Origin of the sequence: Streptococcus sp. M334, from assembly GCF_000187745.1 — a bacterium.
In the GTDB taxonomy this organism is placed as follows: domain Bacteria; phylum Bacillota; class Bacilli; order Lactobacillales; family Streptococcaceae; genus Streptococcus.
In genome coordinates this window covers 591108-611408 of sequence record NZ_GL732486.1, presented here as the reverse complement: position 1 = coordinate 611408, position 20301 = coordinate 591108, and the positions used below count along the sequence as shown (strand labels likewise).

23 protein-coding genes and 2 pseudogenes are annotated in these 20301 nt (G+C 39.5%); 9 read left to right on the top strand and 16 right to left on the bottom strand.

What is annotated here, in order from left to right; translation table 11 throughout:
- Both HMPREF0851_RS16280 and HMPREF0851_RS07445 read left to right on the top strand, forming a co-directional pair.
- A partial coding sequence (locus tag HMPREF0851_RS16280) for an LPXTG cell wall anchor domain-containing protein (RefSeq protein ID WP_198004167.1) occupies positions 1 to 372 on the top strand: 372 nt, incomplete at its 5' end.
- 95 nt (positions 373 to 467) lie between these two features.
- A pseudogene (locus HMPREF0851_RS07445) lies at positions 468 to 692 on the top strand (NUDIX hydrolase); the annotation flags it as partial.
- Here HMPREF0851_RS07445 and HMPREF0851_RS07440 read toward each other — a convergent pair.
- From HMPREF0851_RS07440 to coaB, 5 genes are all read right to left on the bottom strand, one after another.
- A complete protein-coding gene (locus HMPREF0851_RS07440; RefSeq protein ID WP_000159192.1) occupies positions 689 to 1204 on the bottom strand; it encodes a transcription repressor NadR in 516 nt (171 codons plus the stop codon). The pseudogene HMPREF0851_RS07445 and the gene HMPREF0851_RS07440 overlap by 4 nt on opposite strands.
- An 11-nt stretch (positions 1205 to 1215) precedes the next feature.
- A complete protein-coding gene (locus tag HMPREF0851_RS07435; protein ID WP_001097390.1) occupies positions 1216 to 1743 on the bottom strand; it encodes an ECF transporter S component in 528 nt (175 codons plus the stop codon).
- A 177-nt stretch (positions 1744 to 1920) separates the two neighbouring features.
- Complete coding sequence (locus HMPREF0851_RS07430; protein ID WP_000747412.1) at positions 1921 to 2484, bottom strand: ECF transporter S component; 564 nt, start codon at positions 2482 to 2484, stop codon at positions 1921 to 1923.
- On the bottom strand, positions 2468 to 3019 hold the full coding sequence (gene coaC / locus HMPREF0851_RS07425) for a phosphopantothenoylcysteine decarboxylase (protein WP_001284131.1): 552 nt from the start codon (positions 3017 to 3019) through the stop codon (positions 2468 to 2470). Before coaC ends, HMPREF0851_RS07430 begins: the two co-directional genes overlap by 17 nt.
- Before the next feature lie 11 nt (positions 3020 to 3030).
- Positions 3031 to 3720: a phosphopantothenate--cysteine ligase gene (gene coaB / locus HMPREF0851_RS07420; protein ID WP_000699516.1), complete on the bottom strand. Its 690-nt coding sequence runs from the start codon at positions 3718 to 3720 to the stop codon at positions 3031 to 3033.
- Between the two features lie 225 nt (positions 3721 to 3945).
- On the opposite strand from coaB, the gene HMPREF0851_RS07415 reads away from it, so the two are divergent.
- From HMPREF0851_RS07415 to radC, 3 genes are all read left to right on the top strand, one after another.
- On the top strand, positions 3946 to 5616 hold the full coding sequence (locus tag HMPREF0851_RS07415) for a formate--tetrahydrofolate ligase (RefSeq protein ID WP_000845252.1): 1671 nt from the start codon (positions 3946 to 3948) through the stop codon (positions 5614 to 5616).
- A gap of 312 nt (positions 5617 to 5928) precedes the next feature.
- The gene (gene pcrA / locus HMPREF0851_RS07410; protein WP_000992911.1) at positions 5929 to 8220 is read left to right on the top strand and encodes a DNA helicase PcrA; all 2292 of its coding nucleotides are present in this window, start codon (positions 5929 to 5931) and stop codon (positions 8218 to 8220) included.
- Positions 8221 to 8262: 42 nt separating this feature from the next.
- Complete coding sequence (radC, locus tag HMPREF0851_RS07405; protein WP_000286934.1) at positions 8263 to 8943, top strand: RadC family protein; 681 nt, start codon at positions 8263 to 8265, stop codon at positions 8941 to 8943.
- Here the strand turns inward: radC and HMPREF0851_RS07400 are convergent.
- The 10 genes from HMPREF0851_RS07400 to HMPREF0851_RS07355 all read right to left on the bottom strand — a co-directional run bounded on the left by HMPREF0851_RS07400 (position 8940) and on the right by HMPREF0851_RS07355 (position 16990).
- Complete coding sequence (locus tag HMPREF0851_RS07400) at positions 8940 to 9629, bottom strand: gamma-glutamyl-gamma-aminobutyrate hydrolase family protein (RefSeq protein WP_000743347.1); 690 nt, start codon at positions 9627 to 9629, stop codon at positions 8940 to 8942. The two genes, radC and HMPREF0851_RS07400, sit on opposite strands and share 4 nt — an antisense overlap.
- Before the next feature lie 17 nt (positions 9630 to 9646).
- Positions 9647 to 10288, bottom strand: a complete 642-nt coding sequence (locus HMPREF0851_RS07395; protein ID WP_000653418.1) for a redox-sensing transcriptional repressor Rex — start codon at positions 10286 to 10288, stop codon at positions 9647 to 9649.
- A gap of 82 nt (positions 10289 to 10370) precedes the next feature.
- A complete protein-coding gene (locus tag HMPREF0851_RS07390; protein WP_000462495.1) occupies positions 10371 to 10586 on the bottom strand; it encodes a DUF4649 family protein in 216 nt (71 codons plus the stop codon).
- Positions 10587 to 10593: 7 nt separating this feature from the next.
- A complete protein-coding gene (locus tag HMPREF0851_RS07385; RefSeq protein WP_000863540.1) occupies positions 10594 to 10941 on the bottom strand; it encodes a DUF1831 domain-containing protein in 348 nt (115 codons plus the stop codon).
- Between the two features lie 4 nt (positions 10942 to 10945).
- Positions 10946 to 12061, bottom strand: a complete 1116-nt coding sequence (locus HMPREF0851_RS07380) for a cysteine desulfurase family protein (protein ID WP_000639647.1) — start codon at positions 12059 to 12061, stop codon at positions 10946 to 10948.
- A gap of 9 nt (positions 12062 to 12070) precedes the next feature.
- Complete coding sequence (locus tag HMPREF0851_RS07375; protein WP_001283824.1) at positions 12071 to 13030, bottom strand: ribose-phosphate diphosphokinase; 960 nt, start codon at positions 13028 to 13030, stop codon at positions 12071 to 12073.
- Between the two features lie 112 nt (positions 13031 to 13142).
- Positions 13143 to 13712, bottom strand: a complete 570-nt coding sequence (locus tag HMPREF0851_RS07370; protein ID WP_000681282.1) for a CYTH domain-containing protein — start codon at positions 13710 to 13712, stop codon at positions 13143 to 13145.
- A 131-nt stretch (positions 13713 to 13843) separates the two neighbouring features.
- Positions 13844 to 14989 carry a site-specific integrase gene (locus HMPREF0851_RS07365; protein WP_000592967.1) on the bottom strand — a complete coding sequence of 382 codons (1146 nt, stop codon included), beginning with the start codon at positions 14987 to 14989 and terminating at the stop codon, positions 13844 to 13846.
- A 333-nt stretch (positions 14990 to 15322) separates the two neighbouring features.
- Complete coding sequence (locus HMPREF0851_RS07360) at positions 15323 to 16216, bottom strand: type II toxin-antitoxin system PemK/MazF family toxin (protein WP_000535390.1); 894 nt, start codon at positions 16214 to 16216, stop codon at positions 15323 to 15325.
- 24 nt (positions 16217 to 16240) lie between these two features.
- Positions 16241 to 16990, bottom strand: a complete 750-nt coding sequence (locus HMPREF0851_RS07355) for a S24 family peptidase (protein ID WP_000862004.1) — start codon at positions 16988 to 16990, stop codon at positions 16241 to 16243.
- 224 nt (positions 16991 to 17214) lie between these two features.
- Between HMPREF0851_RS07355 and HMPREF0851_RS07350 the strand changes: the two genes are divergently transcribed.
- Positions 17215 to 17412, top strand: a complete 198-nt coding sequence (locus HMPREF0851_RS07350) for a hypothetical protein (RefSeq protein ID WP_001057654.1) — start codon at positions 17215 to 17217, stop codon at positions 17410 to 17412.
- A gap of 9 nt (positions 17413 to 17421) precedes the next feature.
- Entirely contained in the window at positions 17422 to 17568 is a 147-nt protein-coding gene (locus tag HMPREF0851_RS16275; RefSeq protein WP_001003833.1) for a hypothetical protein, read from the top strand.
- On the opposite strand, the gene HMPREF0851_RS07345 is transcribed toward HMPREF0851_RS16275, so the two are convergent.
- Positions 17540 to 18160 carry a hypothetical protein gene (locus HMPREF0851_RS07345; protein ID WP_000139988.1) on the bottom strand — a complete coding sequence of 207 codons (621 nt, stop codon included), beginning with the start codon at positions 18158 to 18160 and terminating at the stop codon, positions 17540 to 17542. The genes HMPREF0851_RS16275 and HMPREF0851_RS07345 overlap by 29 nt on opposite strands.
- A 53-nt stretch (positions 18161 to 18213) precedes the next feature.
- Here HMPREF0851_RS07345 and HMPREF0851_RS0103825 point away from each other — a divergent pair.
- Together HMPREF0851_RS0103825 and HMPREF0851_RS0103820 are read left to right on the top strand one after the other, a co-directional pair.
- Positions 18214 to 18921 (top strand): annotated as a pseudogene (locus tag HMPREF0851_RS0103825) (ORF6C domain-containing protein); the annotation flags it as partial.
- Positions 18922 to 18968: 47 nt separating this feature from the next.
- The gene (locus tag HMPREF0851_RS0103820; RefSeq protein ID WP_029693029.1) at positions 18969 to 19868 is read left to right on the top strand and encodes a GH25 family lysozyme; all 900 of its coding nucleotides are present in this window, start codon (positions 18969 to 18971) and stop codon (positions 19866 to 19868) included.
- The last annotated feature ends 433 nt before the right edge of the window (positions 19869 to 20301 follow it).

Below are 20301 nucleotides of genomic sequence, written 5' to 3'. Positions count from 1 at the left end.
AACAGTGGTCGCAACGAAACTGGCTCAACATGGAGTCTAACACCATCTAAAGACGGTGTAAGTGTAGATCCAAGGACTGGAGTAGTCACTGTAGCGCATAATGCAGCGAGTGCAGGAACACAAGTTAGCGCAACTGCAAAACACGGCAACAGTGACGCAAGTACAGCAGCAAGTGTTGCCCTACCAGGTAAAGCAGCAATTCGAGGCGTCCACAACAATGGAGACCTAGAAGCGCTTAAGACCGCAGCAAAAGCATTACCTAATACTGGTACAGTAAAATCAACATTAGCTATTCCAGTTGCAATTACAAGTGCTTTACTTAGTTTAGGTCTTGTAGGAGGACGTCGTCGTAAAGAGAATGAAGAAATTTAATCAGTATATTTACTTGATAAAATGGCTAGCAAATTTGTAAGAGTCGAATAATTATCTAAAACCTCCAGGTTAGTGAATTAAATCATAGTTTCTAATCTGGAGGTTTTTATAGTTCAATTATCTATAAAATGACAGAGTTTACTGGAACTCTTCAATCTTCAGAAGAGGGAGAAGTTTCTTGGGTGCAAAAAGACCAGATTCCAAACTTGGATCTGGCCTATGATATGTTACCCTTGATGGAGATGATGGAAGCACCGGACAAATCTGAATTTTTCTACCCTCGCCGTACAGAAGACGATTGGGAAAAGAAAATTTTCTAATCCTTTACTAAATAACCTAGCTGATCTAAGGCCTCCTCGATATAGTGGAGGTCTTGTTGTGTTTCGGCTTCAACTAGGTGGTAATGGATACCATCTGTCAATTCAGATAAAGGTTTAAAATCAGAATGCTCGACTTGTTCTAGAAAATGTTGAACGTCTCGGCGGCAAGAAAGTTTAAGCAAGGTTTCAATTTCTCCATAAACAGGATGGTCAATCAAAGTATTCTGGACACGTCCTCCATTATCAACGATAGCGAGGAGTTCTTGACCGATTTCTTCAACTTCATGTTTCACTTTAAAAAGTTTATGAACATAAGGGTTAGTATCAATTTGCTTATAGACGTAGCCACGATTGGTGGATAGGATAGGAGCGCCATCGGCTCTCAAAATTGCAATATCCTGTACAATGACCTGACGCGTGACATGAAAATGTTCAGCCAAACTTTGACCATTGAGGGCTTTAGGAGCTTCTTTCAAGACTTGGAGCAGGGCTTGTTTGCGATCTTTTGTCATAGTTTTTCCTCTTAACGGCGTTTTCGAAGCACTTTATAGACAGCTAGTGCTAATGTATAGTCTACCATACTATGGATAATTGTGCCAAATCCAACTAGTACAAATAGAACATAAAACATATTTTCTACATTGGTACCAGAAGTTGCGTAAAAAAGGACACAGGCTAATACTTCAGCAAGGGCATGAATGACAGCCAAAACAAAGTTAAAAATCCAAGAAGATTTTGGTTTATCTAGGGTATCGGGGAATTTTTGTAGGTAAAGAGCTCCTAGAGTCCCAAAAAAGATATGGGAAAAAGCTCGAAATACGATAACCATGGGATATCCAGCCATCAAAAATCCAAAACTAGAGGCTAGTATGACAAAAATTGCCATTAAGGGCGACAAGAACATGGCTATAAAAATAGCAATGTGACTTCCTAAAGTGTAAGAAGCAGGTGGAATGACAATCTTGAAAGGCATAACAATCGGAATCAAAATTGCAATAGCTGTTAAGAGGGCTGTCATTGTCATAAATTGTGTCTTTTTCCGTGTATTCATAAGAATCTCCTTTTTATCTGTATATACACTAGTATAGTACAATAAAGAAGACAATAAAGCAAGGATTTACTTAGGTTTATAGGTCATTTTTAGTTAGATATTGGTAAAGATTTCACTAATAATAGTAACTATATCAAACAAAATCTCCACCTTCAGGTTTGAAAGTGGAGATTGTTTTTATTTTTTCAAAGTCTGTAGTCTTGGAACAATGGCTAGGGTTAGAACTGCGGAAATGACTAATTCAGCAATCGAATTTGTTGAGATAACGGTTGCTAGGAGTTTTTGGATATTACCATCAAATACATTTCCAAAAAGGTAGAAAATTCCACCAAGTACAAAGACTGTGTTGGTAAGTGAACCAAGGGCACCAGCTAGAATTAGCCCAGTTTTATTTTTCATCAGTTTATAGACCAGATAAGGAGTTAAACCAATCAAAATACGTGGGACGATGGCAATGATAGCTGAGTAGATGTTTCCGTTTGGTACAAAAGGTGAGAAGAGGTAGCTTGTCGGTAGAATCGTAATTGTATTAACCGTCAAGCTAAGAAGTCCCATCAAAAATCCAAGTGTAACCCCAACGCGTGGACCGTAAATAATGCTGGCAATAATGACAGGAATATGAACGATGGTCGGTTTGATTGGAAATGGAAAAAGGTTAAAGATAAGTGAGCTCAGAAAGTGTATCACGAGCATGGTTGCAAAAAAGATAGCAATGGGTGCAATATTAGAGCGTTTTTTCATCGAGAGTTTCCTTTATTCTTTCTAAAATAATTGTGAGGTCAGCTAAGGCTCCTCGTCCGTGGTCTCCACAAGCTAGTAGGGATTCCTTAGGAGCAATCAGCTGATAGCCGTAGGTTTCTAATGTTTTCAGATTAGCCTGAGTTGCTGGATGGTCATACATTTTTGTATTCATAGCAGGAGCTATTAGTTTAGGAATATGACTTGGCAAGGCCAGAGCCATACAGGTTATCATGTTGTCCGCAAAGCCGTGGGCTAGTTTTGCAATAGTGTTAGCTGTTGCAGGGGCCACGATAAATAAATCTGCTTTTTTTCCAAGTTCGATATGATTGACTTGATCAGGATAGGGTTCTTTCATGACATCTAAGTGGACGGAATTCTGTGAGAGTACCTGTAGTGTCAAAGGTTGGATAAACTCTGTAGCAGCCTGAGTCATTAAGACAGTGACTTGATGACCTTGTTTTTTTAGAGAACTGACTAAATCTGCCGACTTGTAAGAGGCGATTGATCCTGTTACAGCCAAGAGAATGTTTGCCATAGCTTTCCTTTCTATGAATGGTAGGCTTGAATTTTTTCAAGGAGGAGTTCTGCAATTTCTTCTTTAGTATTAACAGATTGAAGCTGATTTTTTTCAACAAAGATAGCTCGATGCTGATCTGCTGAAATTTGAGTCAGGTCATTTGCAATGATTAAGTCAGCTTGGTTTTTGATAAGACTTTTTCTAGCAATGTCAACCAGATGGTCTTCGGTAACATCAACCAGCAGTTTGAAACCAATCAGATGAATAGCAGGATTCCATTCCTTGACTAGAGAGATGATTTTGGGTGTCTTTTTTAGGAACAAAACCTGAACCTCGTCAGTTGAAGAAATCTTGGCTTGATGATTCTGCTTGCTTAAAAATTCTTCTAGATTGGAGCTAGCCTGAACTTCTTCTAGCCCAGTCATATAAACAGGAGTGTAGTCAGAAACAGCTATTGAGTGAATCAAGACCTGATAATCCTGAACACGTTCTTGCATTTCTAGTAGAAGGTCCTTGGTATTGTTAATTTCTCGAATATTTAGGTTGGGATGGGATTCTGGCTTCAAAGCTCGTTTTGTTGTTATCAAACAAACTTCATGCCCTGCAGCAAGCAGGGTTTCTGTGATGATTTTCCCCAAGCGACCTGTGGAATGGTTAGTGATAGAGCGGACGCTATCGATAGCTTCACTGGTACCGCCCGATGTAACTAAAATTTTCATAGCACTATTGTACACAAAAATAAACGGTAAGTAAAATGAAAGTGATAAAAATTTGGTAAAAGAAAAGAATATAGTTTCAAACTATAAAGCCATATAAAATTTAAGAAAGGAGTCTAAAAACCTTAAAAATAGAGATATTTACGAACGTTTAGATAGTTTAAGGATGTTAAAAATCTTGTTTTGTGATATAATGAATTATCATATAAGAGGTTAGAGGAGTTTTGAATGAAAACAGATATTGAAATCGCACAGAGTATTGAGTTGAAGCCAATCGTTGATGTTGTAGAGAAACTTGGTATTTCTTACGACGATTTGGAGTTGTATGGAAAGTACAAGGCTAAGCTCAGCTTTGATAAAATTCGTGCAGTTGAGAGCAATCCAGTTGGGAAATTGATTTTGGTTACTGCCATCAATCCAACACCTGCAGGTGAAGGAAAATCAACCATTACCATTGGTCTGGCGGATGCCTTGAATAAAATTGGCAAGAAAACCATGATTGCTATCCGCGAACCATCTCTTGGTCCTGTAATGGGGATTAAGGGTGGTGCTGCTGGTGGTGGGTATGCTCAAGTTCTGCCAATGGAAGACATCAACCTCCACTTTACGGGGGACATGCATGCCATTACGACTGCCAACAATGCTCTTTCTGCCTTGATTGACAACCATTTGCACCAAGGGAATGAGTTGGGAATTGACCAACGTCGTATCCTCTGGAAACGTGTTGTAGACTTGAACGACCGTGCTCTTCGCCATGTGACCGTTGGGCTTGGTGGCCCTCTAAATGGTATTCCACGTGAGGATGGCTTTGACATTACAGTTGCTTCAGAGATCATGGCAATTCTTTGCTTGGCAACAGACATCGAGGACTTGAAACGCCGTTTGGCGAATATCGTTATTGGTTATCGCTATGATCGTACACCTGTTTCTGTAGGTGATTTGCAGATTGAAGGTGCTTTAGCTTTGATCTTGAAGGATGCGATTAAGCCGAACCTGGTTCAGACAATTTACGGTACACCTGCCTTTGTACACGGTGGTCCATTTGCCAATATTGCTCATGGATGTAATTCAGTCTTGGCAACTACAACAGCTCTTCACTTGGCTGATTATACAGTTACTGAAGCTGGTTTTGGTGCAGACCTTGGTGCTGAGAAATTCCTTGATATCAAGACACCAAACTTGCCAACATCTCCAGATGCAGTTGTCATTGTCGCAACCCTTCGTGCCCTTAAGATGAATGGTGGTGTGGCTAAAGACGCTCTGACTGAAGAAAATGTAGAGGCAGTTCGTGCAGGTTTTGCTAACTTGAAACGCCACGTTGAAAATATCCGTAAGTTCGGTATTCCAGCAGTAGTAGCTATCAACGAATTTGTTTCTGATACAGAAGATGAAATCGCAGCCTTGAAAGAACTCTGTGCCTCAATTGATGTGCCAGTTGAACTAGCAAGTGTCTGGGCTGATGGTGCAGAAGGTGGAGTAGCACTTGCCGAAACAGTTGTCAAAACTATTGCTGAAACCCCAGCTAACTACAAACGTTTGTATGATAATGACCTTTCTGTCCAAGAAAAGATTGAAAAGATTGTTACTGAAATCTACCGTGGTAGCAAAGTGAACTTTGAGAAGAAAGCTCAAACACAAATCGCTCAAATCGTTCAAAACGGATGGGACAAATTACCAATCTGTATGGCTAAAACTCAGTACAGTTTCTCTGACAATCCAAATGCACTTGGAGCACCTGAAAACTTTGAAATTACCATTCGTGAATTAGTACCAAAATTAGGGGCAGGCTTTATCGTTGCCCTAACTGGTGATGTCATGACCATGCCAGGACTTCCAAAACGACCAGCAGCTCTCAACATGGATGTTGAAAGTGACGGAACAGTCCTAGGATTGTTCTAGTATATTGAAATTGACTTTATACTCTTCGAAAATCTCTTCAAACCACGTCAGCTTCACCTTGGATTATATATGTGACTGACTTCGTCAGTCTTATTTACAACCTCAAAGCAGTGCTTTGAGCAACCTGCGGCTAGCTTCCTAGTTTGCACTTCGACTTTCATTGAGTAAAAAATGAGTTTGGAAATAATATCCAAGCTCATTTTTTATCTAGATATAAGGAGTCGTCTTCTACACGCAACCAGTCTAGGTAAAGATATTTTCCCTGAATTCTGATATAATAGAAATATTGACTTCAAGAGTAAGGAAGAGAAGATGAACGCATTATTAAATGGAATGAATGAACGTCAGGCTGAGGCGGTGCAAACGACAGAAGGTCCCTTGTTAATCATGGCAGGGGCTGGTTCTGGAAAGACCCGTGTTTTAACCCATCGTATCGCTTATTTGATAGATGAAAAGCTGGTCAATCCATGGAATATCTTGGCTATTACCTTTACTAATAAGGCTGCGCGTGAGATGAAAGAGCGTGCCTATAATCTTAATCCATCAACCCAGGACTGTTTGATTGCGACCTTTCACTCCATGTGTGTTCGTATTCTGCGTCGTGATGCGGACCATATTGGCTACAACCGCAATTTCACTATTGTAGATCCTGGTGAACAGCGAACTCTCATGAAACGGATTCTCAAGCAGTTGAACTTGGATCCGAAAAAATGGAATGAACGAAGCATCTTAGGGACTATTTCCAATGCCAAGAATGACTTGATTGATGATGTAGCTTATGCTGCCCAAGCAGGTGATATGTATACACAAATCGTGGCTCAGTGTTACACGGCTTACCAAAAAGAGCTTCGTCAGTCAGAGTCGGTTGACTTTGATGATTTGATTATGCTGACCTTGCGTCTCTTTGATCAGAATCCTGATGTTTTGACCTACTACCAGCAGAAGTTTCAGTACATTCATGTTGATGAGTACCAAGATACCAACCATGCTCAGTACCAACTGGTCAAACTCTTGGCTTCCCGTTTTAAAAATATCTGTGTGGTTGGGGATGCGGACCAGTCTATCTACGGTTGGCGTGGTGCTGATATGCAGAATATCTTGGATTTTGAAAAGGATTATCCTCAAGCCAAGGTTGTTTTGTTGGAGGAGAATTACCGTTCCACTAAAACCATTCTTCAAGCGGCCAACGAGGTCATTAAAAACAATAAAAACCGCCGTCCTAAGAATCTCTGGACTCAAAACGCTGATGGTGAACAAATCGTTTACTATCGTGCCAATGATGAGCTAGATGAGGCTGTATTTGTAGCCAGAACTATCGATGAACTTGGTCGGAGTCAAAACTTCCTTCACAAGGATTTTGCAGTTCTCTATCGTACAAATGCGCAGTCCCGTACTATTGAGGAATCCCTGCTCAAGTCCAATATTCCTTATACCATGGTTGGCGGAACTAAATTCTACAGTCGTAAGGAAATTCGTGATATTATCGCTTATCTCAACCTCATTGCCAATTTGAGTGACAATATCAGTTTTGAGCGTATTATCAACGAACCGAAACGTGGAATTGGGCCAGGTACAGTTGAGAAAATCCGTGACTTTGCGAATATGCAAGACATGTCTATGCTAGATGCTTCAGCCAATATCATGTTATCTGGTATCAAGGGTAAAGTAGCCCAGTCTATCTGGGATTTTGCCAATATGATTCTAGATTTACGAGAGCAACTGGACCACTTAAGCATTACTGAGTTGGTTGAGGCGGTTCTAGAAAAAACAGGTTACGTCGATATTCTTAATGCCCAAGCGACTCTAGAAAGCAAGGCTCGGGTTGAAAATATCGAAGAGTTCCTTTCTGTGACGAAAAACTTTGATGACACCTCTGATGTGTCAGAAGAGGAAACTGGTCTGGATAAACTGAGTCGTTTCTTAAATGATTTGGCCTTAATTGCAGACACAGATTCAGGTAGTCATGAGACATCAGAAGTGACCCTGATGACCCTGCATGCTGCCAAAGGTCTCGAGTTTCCAGTTGTCTTTTTGATTGGGATGGAAGAAAATGTCTTTCCGCTTAGTCGTGCGGCTGAAGATCCAGATGAATTGGAAGAAGAACGCCGTCTGGCCTATGTAGGAATTACGCGTGCAGAGAAAATTCTCTATCTGACAAATGCCAACTCGCGCCTGCTTTTTGGTCGTACCAACTACAACCGTCCGACTCGTTTTATTAACGAAATCAGTTCAGAATTGCTTGAGTATCAAGGATTGGCTCGTCCAGCAAATACAAGCTTTAAGGCATCATATAGCAGTGGTGGCCTTGCCTTCGGTCAAGGTATGAGTCTTGCCCAGGCCCTCCAAGACCGTAAACGCAGTGCGGCCCTAAAAACTATCCAGTCAAGTGGCCTTCCGTTTAGTCAATTTTCAGCTGGTGCAAAATCAGCGTCTAGCGAGACAAATTGGTCCATTGGTGACATTGCTCTCCACAAGAAATGGGGAGAGGGAACTGTTCTGGAAGTTTCAGGTAACGGAGCTACTCAGGAATTAAAAATCAATTTCCCAGAAGTAGGTTTGAAAAAACTTTTAGCTAGTGTAGCCCCAATTGAGAAAAAAATCTAATTTTCCATCCTTCTCACGAATAATAAAGTGAGGAGGATTTTTATGTACAGTATTTCATTCCAAGAAGATTCATTATTACCAAGAGAAAGACTTGCCCAAGAAGGAGTGGAAGCGCTCAGTAACCAAGAGTTGCTAGCTATTCTACTTAGAACAGGAACACGTCAGTCTAGTGTTTTTGAAATTGCCCAGAAAGTCTTGAGCAATCTTTCAAGTCTAACGGATTTGAAAAAAATGACCCTGCAGGAGTTGCAGAGTCTATCTGGTATCGGTCGTGTTAAGGCTATAGAGTTACAAGCTATGATCGAACTGGGGCATCGTATTCACAAACACGAGACCCTTGAAATGGAAAGTATTCTCAGTAGTCAAAAGTTGGCCAAGAAGATGCAACAGGAATTGGGGGACAAAAAACAAGAGCACCTGGTGGCGCTCTATCTCAATACTCAAAATCAAATCATCCATCAACAGACCATTTTTATCGGTTCTGCCACTCGCAGTATTGCTGAACCGCGAGAGATTCTTCACTATGCCATCAAGCATATGGCGACCTCTCTCATCTTGGTTCACAATCATCCTTCGGGAGCGGTAGCCCCTAGCCGAAATGATGATCATGTCACTAAACTTGTTAAAGAAGCCTGCGACCTGATGGGAATTGTCCTTTTGGACCATTTGATCGTCTCTCACTCTAGTTACTTTAGTTACCGTGAAAAGACGGATTTAATCTAAAGGTCATTAACGACATAGTCAAAGAGGTTTTTATCTTTGGGACGATTTTCAAATAGAAATTCTGGATGCCATTGGACACCGAGAAAGGCAACATCATCTGTACTCATAACAGCTTCAATGATACCATCCTTAGGATCATAAGCCGCAATCTTTAAATTTGGTGCTAAATCCTTGATGCTCTGATGGTGGAAGGAGTTGATATGGGAAATTTCTCCATAGATTTCTCGAAGAACAGTATTTGGTTCTGTCACCAAGCGTTGAGTTGTGTACTCGGCAGAACAATCCTGCCAGTGGTCTTCGATATCTTGGTACAGAGTTCCACCCATGGCAACGTTAAAGAGTTGAGTCCCACGACAGACGGAGAAAATAGGCTTTTTCTGTTTAATAGCTTCCTTGATGAGGGCCAGTTCAAAGATGTCTCTTTGAAGGTGGTAGTCATCGCTATCAATGGTTTTTGGTTCACCATAGAATTTTGGATCAACATTTTGCCCACCTGTCAAGATGAGCTTGTCAATCATACTGATATAGTGGCAGACCATTTCTTGATCACCAATCGGTAGGATGATGGGAATCCCTCCAGCGTTTTTAACGCCTTCAACAAAGCCTTTTGCTGCGTAGCTCATCATGATGTCATCATCTGGATGAGTTTTTTCGTTTCCTGTAATCCCAATAACTGGTTTTTTCATAAAATGATTTTCGCTTTCTAATCCTCTCTTCTCATGAAATAGAGGAGGGTTTGGAGTTCACTTGTCAAATCGACATATTGAACGACCACGTCTTTTGGTAAATGCAGATGGACAGGTGAAAAGCTGAGAATTCCTTTCACGCCAGCATCCACCAAGAGATTGGCAACCTCTTGTGACTTGACGCTGGGAACAGTTAGGATCGCAGTTTTGACATCGGCATTCTTGATTTTATCCTTGATTTGAGAAATTCCGTAAATGGGAATCCCATCAGGAGTTTGGGTCCCGACCTCAGGGTGGTCATCTAGATCAAAGGCCATGATAATCTTCATCTTGTTACGCTCGTGGAAGCGATAGTGGAGAAGGGCATGGCCCATATTTCCAATTCCCACAAGCATGACATTGGTGATGGAGTTATCATTGAGCAAATCGGCAAAAAACGTCATCAGTTTTTTGACATCGTAGCCAAAACCACGACGACCTAGTTCACCAAAATAGGAAAAATCACGACGAACTGTCGCTGAATCAATACCGATGGCCTCTGCAATTTGTTTAGAGTTGGCACGTTCAATCTTTTCTGCATGAAATCTCTTAAAAATTCGATAGTAGAGAGAGAGTCTTTTCGCTGTAGCTTTTGGAATAGCAGACTGTTTATCTTTCACAAAATCACAACCTTTCTATTCTTCTATTTTATAGAAACATTGTGAAAAAATCAACAAAAATAAGAAAAAACTAAGAAAAATCTTAGTTTTGATGTAAAAATTCTGCTTGTGATAGAAAACGGTAGAGGTCTCCGATCAGACCTTGATAAACTTTCTGGCTCTTAAAGGTCAAAGAAGTCACATAAAGTGTATCTGGTAGGGTCACGCATCCTGACAGAGCCAGCATGAGAGCTTCATGATCTTCATATTTGAGTGTACGCTCTACTTGGTAGCTATCCTTATAGGTTAGTTCAAACATTTTGGCTCTATCTTTCTGATTTTGTAAAGACACCACGTTCTACCAAGCTATCCATGAGGAAATAGAATTTTTCCTGATGAATGTGGTGGTCTTCTGATTTGAAAATATCAACCAGACGTAGTCCGAACTTGTCAGTGATATTGATTTTAGCACCTGTAAGTTCCTTGTTAATGATGATTTTGAGTTGGAATCCTTCACCGCTGTTTGGCACTTTTTCCAAAAGGCGAGTCAGTTCATAGTTACCAACCTTAGTCTCAAAAAAGGTGTTGTCCTTGAGGGTGAATTTTTTAACAGAAGGGCTAAGAGTGTAGTCGTAACGACAATTTTTTAACTGAATGGTTTTTTCAAATGCCATATGGCTAACCTCCGATAATTTCTTTTAAGTTTTTTGCGAGGGTTTGTAGGTCTTCAACAGTATTTTGTGGCGAGAGACTGAGGCGAACGGATTGCTTCAAGCGTTCTGAATTTGCCCCGTACATGGCTTCAAGAACATGGCTGGATTGGACAATGCCTGCCGTACAGGCTGATCCAGTAGAGATAGAAATGCCAGCTAAATCTAGCCGAAGGAGTAAGAGGTCGTTTTTCTGCCCAGGAAATCCAATATTGAGGACATAAGGGAGATGGTGTTGTCCTCTATTCAAGTAATATTGAATGCCCTCTAACTCTGCCAAAAAGACAGTTTCTAGATTTTGTACATGTTGAAAATGTTCTTCTTGCTTTTCTAGGTCTTCTTTTAGGGCAGCAACCATGCCTACGATGGCAGCCAGATTTTCAGTTCCTGCACGTTTCTTCTGTTCCTGATCTCCGCCATGTAGATAGGAGTCAAAGTCCATGCTAGAAGCGTAGAGAAAACCGATTCCCTTAGGCCCATGGAACTTGTGGGCAGAAGCAGTGAGAAAATCAATACCCAATTCTTCTGGATGAATAGGGAGTTTGCCAATAGCCTGAACTGCGTCGACATGATAGGCAGCAGGGTGTTGTTTGAGTATTTGGCCAATTTCAGCAATGGGCAGTAGGTTTCCAGTCTCATTATTGGCAAACATGGTAGAAACCAAAATCGTATCGTCACGTAAGGCCTCTTGAATTTGCTGGGCAGTGATTTCTTGCTTTTCTGGTTGGATAATGGTTACTTCAAACCCAAAGTTCTGAACCAAGTAATCAATGGTTTCAAGAACGGCATGGTGCTCAATAGCAGTTGTGATGATATGTTTTCCTTGTTCTTGGTGACGAAGGCAGTAACCAATGATAGCAGTATTGTTGCCTTCAGTCCCACCAGAAGTGAAAAAGATATGTTGAGGTTTTGTCCCCAGTAACTGGGCTAGTTCCTGACGGGCTTCTCGCAAGAGTTTGCCAGCTTGACGACCATGAGCATGAATACTAGAAGGATTTCCATAGATTTCTTGCATAACCTCGGTCATAGCTGAAATAGCAACTGCTGACATGGGAGTCGTTGCAGCATTGTCCAAATAAATCAAAGAATCACCTTATTTCTTTTTGTTGTAGGCAAAGAGTGGGCTGACTGGTTTTCTTTCGTGAATACGGACGATGGCATCACCAATTAACTCACTAGCAGTGATGTAGCATACGTTTTTAGGAGTTTTTTCTTTTGTTGCTACTGAATCAGTCACAAGAATTTCTTTAATATTAGTATTATCAAGAAGTTCAGCAGCACCTTCAACGAAGAGACCGTGGCTAGAAACAGCATAAATTTCTGTAGCCCCTTCATGTTCAACGATTTTAGCTGCTTCAGAGAAGGTACGTCCTGTATTTAAAATATCATCAATCAAGATGGCTTTTTTACCTTCAACATCACCGATGATATAGCCTTCGTTACGAGTTGCGTCGTCTTGAGGGTAGTCGATAATGGCGATAGGAGCATCAAGATATTCAGCCAGGCTACGAGCACGTTTCACACCTGAATTTTTAGGGCTAACGACAACAACATCTGAACCTCTTAATCCTTTATCACAGTAGTGTTTAGCAAAGAGAGGAACAGTGTAAAGATTATCTACAGGAATATCAAAGAAGCCTTGAACTTGAACGGCATGCAAATCAAGAGTAAGGACACGGTCAACACCAGCCTTAACCAGCATGTTAGCAACTAGTTTAGCTGTTAGTGGTTCTCTAGATGATGCAATTCTATCTTGACGTGCATAGCCAAAATATGGAAGGACAACGTTGATACTGTGAGCACTTGCACGCACACAAGCGTCGACCATGATTAACAATTCCATTAGGTGGTTGTTAACAGGAAAACTTGTAGATTGGATGATGTAAACATCATAACCACGGACACTCTCTTCGATATTAACTTGTATCTCTCCATCAGAAAATTGACGTGATGACAGTTTTCCAAGTGGGACACCAACAGCTTGAGCAATTTTTTGTGCAATCTCTTGGTTAGAGTTGAGTGCGAAAAGTTTCATGTTTTTTCTATCTGACATTATAGACCGTCCTCTGTAAACTTTATAAATCCTAGTTATATCTGCCTTACATATATGAACTAGGATGTGTGTATTTTTATCTTTTCTATTTTACCAAAAAATGGAGATTATTTCAGCTATTTTTCATGCTTTTGACAAATCGAACCAATTTTGAAGGAGCTTTTTGGTAGGAAATCTGATTTTCCTCTAAAAATTGTTGGAAATCCTGTTTGCCTTGCTCATGATTTTCCACTTCAAGCTCCAACTCGTAATCTGTAATATCAAAGTACTGACTCTCATCTAGTGCCATGAGACCAATAGCTGTTTGCATTTCATAGCGAAGTGTTGTGAGACAACCAAGCACCTGCCATTTCTTGCTTTGGATACCATGTTTTGCTAATTCATCTAGCACAAGCCCTTGAGGAAGCTCTTTTTTGTTCAGATAGTTTTCAGCATCTTTTAGTTGCAATTTTTGGTTGTATTCCATGTTTCCAACACTTTGCGGGACTTTGAGTGTCAATTCTGCCCAGTCTTCAAAGGTTCGAATGCGCATAGCGACTTTCTTTTCTCGCAGTTCAAAATCAGGTGTGTCGATGTAGTAATTTTTTTGAAGAACAGGAGTGACACCTGTGAATTGGTCTTTTAGACGATTGTATTCATCTTTTTTCAAGAGTGTTTTCAATTCAATTTCTAAATGTTTCATTTTTCTTACCTTTTCTTTATCGTTGAAAGCGGATTATGGTATAAACTGCTCACGGTTCCCTGTACCCTTGAAATCATTGGTTTTACAGTGTATATCTAAAAGTGAATACGAGATTGAATACGACTTTACTTTTAGCTTGAACGGATAAAAGTCATAAGCTGATCAACGACTTCAACACGTTGATTGTCATTGATGTGGGTGTACATATCAAGAGTGGTTTGGACATTGTTGTGACCTAATCTGTCCGAAATGATTTTGGCTGTAACACCTGCTTCAAAGAGGAGAGAAGCGTGTGTGTGCCTGAAACCGTGAGGAGTGATTTTTTTGACATCCTTATGTTCATAAAAGAATCTTCTAAGTCTCTCTTTAACAGCTGAAGGAGAAATCCATCCTCCGAAACTATTCGTAAAGATATAATTTGAATCATGTTTGTAAGGCACACTAGCCCGAAAATACTCTTTTATCTGCTGACGCTTCCAGAATTTCAATACATTTAGAGTTTCATCATCTAAAGTGATAACCCTCTTACTCATTTTGGTTTTAGGGTCCTGAACAGTTTGTTTTTTATTAACAACGACAGCCGTCCGAGAAATGCTTAATCGTTTATTTTCAAAGTCAACATCTGACCACATGAGGCCGATTGCTTCTCCAGTTCTCAATCCAGAAAAAGCGAGTAAGTGAAAAAAGGTATAGTCTACTGGTTTGCAATTTGCTTTGTAAACTTTAAGGAACTCGGTTAGTTCCTGTTTTGTATAGTAGTTTTCTTTGCCCTTTAATGGCCTATTTTTAGGCTTGATAATCTTATCTAAGGGATTTGACTTAATAATGTCAATAGAAGTGGTATACTTGAAAATACGGCTGATGACAGAGTAGTAATTGGCATAGAGGATATAGCGATTACTTAACTGGATAGCAACTTTTTGACAATAAGCTACACTGATCTGCTGGATTTTCATATCTGTAAAATACAAGTCAATCATAACATCAAGTTTTTTCTTAACGTTCTGATAGGTTGTTGGTTTTACGGTGTTTTTATAGCTATCAAGCCATAACTCAGCGACTTCAGCGAAAGTAGGGTTCTGGAAATCTTCATTGTTTGAAAAACCATTTTCTTCAACGTCTAAGAGAAGGTCACGTTCGGCAACCTTTGCCTCTTTAATGGTTTTAAATCCACGTCTTGTTGTGCGCTTTTCTTTTCCAGTAGCAGGGTCTATACCCAGATATGTTTGAAAGAGATATCTAGTCTCTCCTTTTTTTGTAATATATTTTTTTATCATAAAAAGCCCTTTCTTTTCGATTGCTTGCCCGCATAGTTGAAAAGGTGTCGAACTTATGATAAACTATAGTTGTATTTTTTTATCATCCTTTCCATTGCTTGCTAGATGGAGGGTTGAATCCTCACACTCAAAGATGGCCGTCGGAGAGTGTGGGGATTTTTTTGAGTTGTTTCCAAAATGGAAACAGTTGCTAGATAAAAATTAAAAGCCCAACTCATAAGAGCAGGGCTAGAATTGTCCTCTTGGGACAGTATCATATATTTTGTCGTCAAGCGACCTTATGATTTAATTCTAACCCTAATTTTAAGAAAAGTCAATAAAAATACTCGAATTTTAAAAAATATTTTTCAGCGCCTCATCTATTTTGTTCATAGTATTATTAGACAGTACAATACCATTCAAAATTGATTTATTATTTTTGGGATCATAGAGTCTCATTTTACTAATTGTTGTAACCTGATTCAATAAAACAATGCTATCTTTGTTCATATTTTTTATTTTTAGAATAAATTTATTAGCATACTCTATTTTCTCATCAAGTTCTGACAGCAAAGCTGTATTATCTTTCAATTCTTGTTTTATTTTATCTGCTTCAGCATTTGTAAAGTCTATATTTTTATTAATAGTTCGTATTTGTTCGAGAAAAGAATCGTCTCTATCAGAAGCTGGTAAGTTTTTAATCACTTCAAAAGCTTTTATATTATCATCGATTAGTGATTCAACTATTACAGCTCTTTCGCGTAATTCAGCATCTTTGTTTGAAAAACGTTTATATAATTTAGTTAATTCTATAATTTTTTGAGTAGCCTCATTTTTTAACAATTGAAACACTTCGTCGCCAATTGGAAATTGAAAATATTTTAAATTAGACATATCAGTTGTTTCTTTTACAGAGGTTAAAGGCAATACATGAAGAAGATGGTTTGAACGTGCATCTGTTTTATTCAGAACTATTGCATAATGAAGTCCTCCATATTCTCTGCCAACATTGAAACCAAAATCAGCATAAACGATACTTCCTCTTTTTAAAGCCGGAATACTTCGCGAGTTAAAAACTTTCTCAAGCTTTAGGTATTTTACCCAATTCTCTATCCATTGCGCTATTTTATCAGATCGTTTACTCTCTTCGTCGTTCATTCTCTGAAGGTGGTGAAGATAATCCTCCAGTTCTTGTATTATCGTTGCAGTATAGATAGCTATTTCTTGGTTAGTTCTGTTACTTCCCATATTTTTTCCTTTCTTATATTACTTTTATTTCTCTCTATACAAATCCACGACTTCGCCGATAATTCGGAAGTCGGTGTCGGGTGTGATTGGCATATCTTTGTAAGCTGGGTTTAGGCTATGTAGGTATGCCTGGTCTTTGTCGATGACAAGCTGCTTGATATAAGCATCACCGTTATAGTTGAACACTCCGATAACACCGTTATTTAAGTCCACACTGGTCTGGATAAATACCAGGTCGCCATCGTGATAGTCTGGCTCCATGGAGTCCCCTTTGATCGGAATGACAAAGTCGGCATCGATATCTACTGGTAACTCAATCCGTTCCACTCTTACATCGTTCAAATACTGGCCTGTACCTGCAGAAGCAGCATGGTCGTAGTAGTCGTAACTATAAAGCTGGATGACTTCCGACACTTCGTTTTCCTTCGTTTCTTCTTCGTTTTGACTCTCCAGAAGCTCCTCAGACGTTCGTAGAACGATTTTTTTATTTTCAGGGGATAATTTTCGAGCGGTGTTTGTAATTTCTTCTAAAAGGGAGTCTGACGGTTGAGCAGTAGAAATTTTGTTTTCGATAAGGTCAGATTTATTTATATTAAAATAGTTTGCCAAAAGTTCAATTTTACCAATCCGAGGATAAGTTATTCCTTTTAGCCAGTCACGAACTGTAGTGTATTTCAAATCCAAGTCTGCACATAATGTATTTCTGTCTACTCCTTTTTGCTCCATGTAAAAACTTAGATTATTGGCAAAAATTTCTTTGTTTTCGACTTTCATTTCCGCCCCTCCTTACATAGTATATTTTACGGCAAAAACGCAAAAAAGTAAAGAATAAAATAAAAAATTGCGAAAAAAACGCAAAAAATACTTGACATTGCGGTTTAACCGTAACAATGTAATTAAAACCAAAAAAAGCACCTGACGGCAATCAGGCGCATATCAAAAATTACTAATTGAATTATAACACAGATGGGAAAATAGTTAGAGAATGAGGAAATAGTATGAACAATGCAGCGCAAAAAGTAACACGGATTGACAAAGATGCCTGGGAGATTGCTACGGAGCTGGCGAACGAGTACGGCGTTTCTATTTGTCACATCATTAGCGAGAGCGTCCGCTACTGTGCAGAGAATGCCGAATTTAAGGAGATGGACGTTGTCGTTAAACGATTGGTAGTTGGCAGTAAGGTGCTGGAGTAGGAGGGGAAGATGAACGAACTAGAAAGAACAGCCCTCAATGAAGTATTGAGGACCGTTAGACTTATAAATGAAAAAGTTGCTGAGATTGGGGAACTGCAAAGTCAACAAGAGCTAGCTATTTCTTATCTTAGGGGAATAATGGACGGTTCTTTCTAGTTCGTGTAATAATTACCTTACCGTCATGCGATGTTTCAAAATCATGCGTGTGTACGAGAGGAGAATAAGACTGTTGCTTCTCTAACAGATTTAGTATCTTGTTTAGCTTTTTGTTCAAATTGTCATTGAGATCCTCAAGTGTAAGATCTCTTTCGGCACGATTCTCAGGCATTTCAAAGTTTTCAAAGCTTTTCATTTTAGCTTTTAAATCCTTTTTGGATTGCTCGATTTTTCCAACAGAAAGGTTATAGAAAACAGTTCTTTGGGATATAACATCAAAAGGAAGTCCATTACCTGCTTGTATGATAGGAACTAAGGGGAGTTCTTTTGCTTGTCGAAATCCTAATTCATAAAATGCATTCGGATTGTGTCCTGTCATATCTGCTACAACCATAGGGGCAGTCTTAAGGTAGTTGATAATAGTTTCATTGATATTATCAACTGCATCTACTTGGTCAACTCGTACTGGTTTATATCCTAATTCCTCACAGACTGGGGCTATCAGGTAAGAAAAAACCTCATCTGCTCTATCTCTAGTTTCTGTTCCAGATTCACCGATAGCAGTTACAATAAAACAAATTCTTTCAGTCATATTTTCTCTCCAATCGTTTTATTTTCATTATACCAAATTTAGAAAGGAATACTATGAACGAAATTTTTAACTTTCACGGGCAGGAAGTCCGTACTTTGACAATTGATGACGAGCCGTGGTTCGTTGGGAAAGATGTTGCGGACATCCTAGGATATAGCAAGGCTAGAAATGCAATTGCTCTTCACGTTGATGAAGATGACGCCCTAAAACAGGGCCTCACAGATAATTTAGGAAGGGTTCAAGAAACTATCATCATCAATGAATCTGGGCTCTACTCTCTTATCTTATCCAGCAAGTTGCCTCAGGCCAAGGAGTTCAAACGCTGGGTGACATCAGAGGTCTTGCCAGCTATTCGTAAGCAGGGCGGATTTATCCGTGAGGATTTGGACGAGGATGCTTTCATCGCTCTGTTTACTGGTCAAAAGAAATTGCGTGAGCAACAGGCTACCATGCTGGAAGATATTGACTATTTGAAGAGTGAGCAACCGATTCATCCAAGCTATGCTCAATCGCTCCTGAAGAAGCGTAAGGCTAGGGTCGTGGCATGCCTGGGTGGTATCGACAGTCCAGCTTATGCGGATAAGATTTTCGCTCAGTCAGTCTTTAGACAAGCTGAGATTGACTTTAAAGACCACTTCAATATTAGTCGCTATGACCTGCTACCCAAGAAGCATGCGGACGCTGCTTTAGCTTACTGGATGACGTGGGAGCCAAGCACTAATACCAAGATGAAGATTATGGAACTGAACGCTTTTAGCCAAGCGAAGGCGAAGACTAGGAGGAAAAAAATGAAGAAAACGACTTATTCATCGATGTATCTAGCCACAATGGATACGATATTACAGGTATTTTGGCTGACATGGGTACACAGAATACTATTATCAAAATTTCTGAAAGTACAAGCTATATCAACCCTTGCCTGTCCGCTCAAGTTGAGCAATCAACCCCTGTTGGATTTTATCATTTCGCATGGTTTGGAGGTGACATTGAAGAAGCCGAACGAGAGGCACGCTACTTTCTTAATAATGTACCTCAAAAAGTAAAATACTTGTGTCTTGATTACGAAGATCACGCTAGTGGAGATAAACAGGCAAACACAGATGCTTGTATTCGCTTTATGGAAATCCTCAAAGAAAACGGCTATGAGCCAATCTATTACAGCTACAAGCCATTTACACTTAATAATATCTATTATGAACAGATTCTTGCAAAATTCCCAAATAGCCTTTGGATTGCAGGATATGGCTTGAACGATGGGAACGCTGACTTTGAATATTTCCCATCCATGGATAGTATTCGCTGGTGGCAATACTCTTCAAATCCTTACGACAAGAACATTGTTTTACTAGATGATGAAGAAGCTAAGCCCAAAGCACAAGCTGTACAAGACAGAGTGAATAGTCTTCTAAATGGTGGAAACGCTAATTCAGACCTTGACAGCGTAGCACAAGAAGTATTACAGGGTTTGTGGGGCAATGGACAAGAACGTTTCGACAACTTAACAAACGCTGGTTATGACGCACAAGCTGTACAAGACAGAGTGAATAGTCTTTTAAATGGTGGAAACGCTAAGTCAGACCTTGATACCGTAGCAAATGAAGTGCTACAAGGCTTGTGGGGGAACGGTCAAGAAAGATATGATAATTTATCGAGCGCTGGTTACGACGCACAAGCGGTTCAAAATCGAGTTAATGAATTGCTTTCTTAATGAACTCACTAAAAAACCTGTATAAAGTCAAAAATATAGTACACTAGACCGCAGGCTCAGGCTTGCGGTTTTTTTGTTTGCTTAAAAATGGATTTAAAATCCAAGAAATGTAAATCGAATAAACGCATTTCAAATGAGTAAAATCATCTGCTTGGAGGAGTAGTGGTTTTGTCAAAAATAAAAACAGTGAAATTGCTCACTGATTCTTTTGTAAACTATTAGAAGTAAATTGACACCTTCTCAACTATACGGGCAAAGATGACTATGAAAATGAATACGAAGATGAATACGATTTTAAAAAACGGTAGAAATTAATAGAAATGATTTAAAAGAAAAATAAGTAAAAACTCAACTATTGAAAAGCAATGACAACTATTTGTAAACGTTTTTCACTTATGGTATAATAAGCATTGTATTTATTGTATATGAATCT

Excerpts from the sequence above, each read along its gene's own strand:
- HMPREF0851_RS07440 (WP_000159192.1), bottom strand. The coding sequence starts at position 1,204 with ATGACAAAAGATCGCAAACAAGCCCTGCTCCAAGTCTTGAAAGAAGCT.
- HMPREF0851_RS07435 (WP_001097390.1), bottom strand. The coding sequence starts at position 1,743 with ATGAATACACGGAAAAAGACACAATTTATGACAATGACAGCCCTCTTA.
- HMPREF0851_RS07430 (WP_000747412.1), bottom strand. The coding sequence starts at position 2,484 with ATGAAAAAACGCTCTAATATTGCACCCATTGCTATCTTTTTTGCAACC.
- coaC (WP_001284131.1), bottom strand. The coding sequence starts at position 3,019 with ATGGCAAACATTCTCTTGGCTGTAACAGGATCAATCGCCTCTTACAAG.
- coaB (WP_000699516.1), bottom strand. The coding sequence starts at position 3,720 with ATGAAAATTTTAGTTACATCGGGCGGTACCAGTGAAGCTATCGATAGC.
- HMPREF0851_RS07415 (WP_000845252.1), top strand. The coding sequence starts at position 3,946 with ATGAAAACAGATATTGAAATCGCACAGAGTATTGAGTTGAAGCCAATC.
- pcrA (WP_000992911.1), top strand. The coding sequence starts at position 5,929 with ATGAACGCATTATTAAATGGAATGAATGAACGTCAGGCTGAGGCGGTG.
- radC (WP_000286934.1), top strand. The coding sequence starts at position 8,263 with ATGTACAGTATTTCATTCCAAGAAGATTCATTATTACCAAGAGAAAGA.
- HMPREF0851_RS07400 (WP_000743347.1), bottom strand. The coding sequence starts at position 9,629 with ATGAAAAAACCAGTTATTGGGATTACAGGAAACGAAAAAACTCATCCA.
- HMPREF0851_RS07390 (WP_000462495.1), bottom strand. The coding sequence starts at position 10,586 with ATGTTTGAACTAACCTATAAGGATAGCTACCAAGTAGAGCGTACACTC.
- HMPREF0851_RS07385 (WP_000863540.1), bottom strand. The coding sequence starts at position 10,941 with ATGGCATTTGAAAAAACCATTCAGTTAAAAAATTGTCGTTACGACTAC.
- HMPREF0851_RS07375 (WP_001283824.1), bottom strand. The coding sequence starts at position 13,030 with ATGTCAGATAGAAAAAACATGAAACTTTTCGCACTCAACTCTAACCAA.
- HMPREF0851_RS07370 (WP_000681282.1), bottom strand. The coding sequence starts at position 13,712 with ATGAAACATTTAGAAATTGAATTGAAAACACTCTTGAAAAAAGATGAA.
- HMPREF0851_RS07365 (WP_000592967.1), bottom strand. The coding sequence starts at position 14,989 with ATGATAAAAAAATATATTACAAAAAAAGGAGAGACTAGATATCTCTTT.
- HMPREF0851_RS07360 (WP_000535390.1), bottom strand. The coding sequence starts at position 16,216 with ATGGGAAGTAACAGAACTAACCAAGAAATAGCTATCTATACTGCAACG.
- HMPREF0851_RS07355 (WP_000862004.1), bottom strand. The coding sequence starts at position 16,990 with ATGAAAGTCGAAAACAAAGAAATTTTTGCCAATAATCTAAGTTTTTAC.
- HMPREF0851_RS07350 (WP_001057654.1), top strand. The coding sequence starts at position 17,215 with ATGAACAATGCAGCGCAAAAAGTAACACGGATTGACAAAGATGCCTGG.
- HMPREF0851_RS16275 (WP_001003833.1), top strand. The coding sequence starts at position 17,422 with ATGAACGAACTAGAAAGAACAGCCCTCAATGAAGTATTGAGGACCGTT.
- HMPREF0851_RS07345 (WP_000139988.1), bottom strand. The coding sequence starts at position 18,160 with ATGACTGAAAGAATTTGTTTTATTGTAACTGCTATCGGTGAATCTGGA.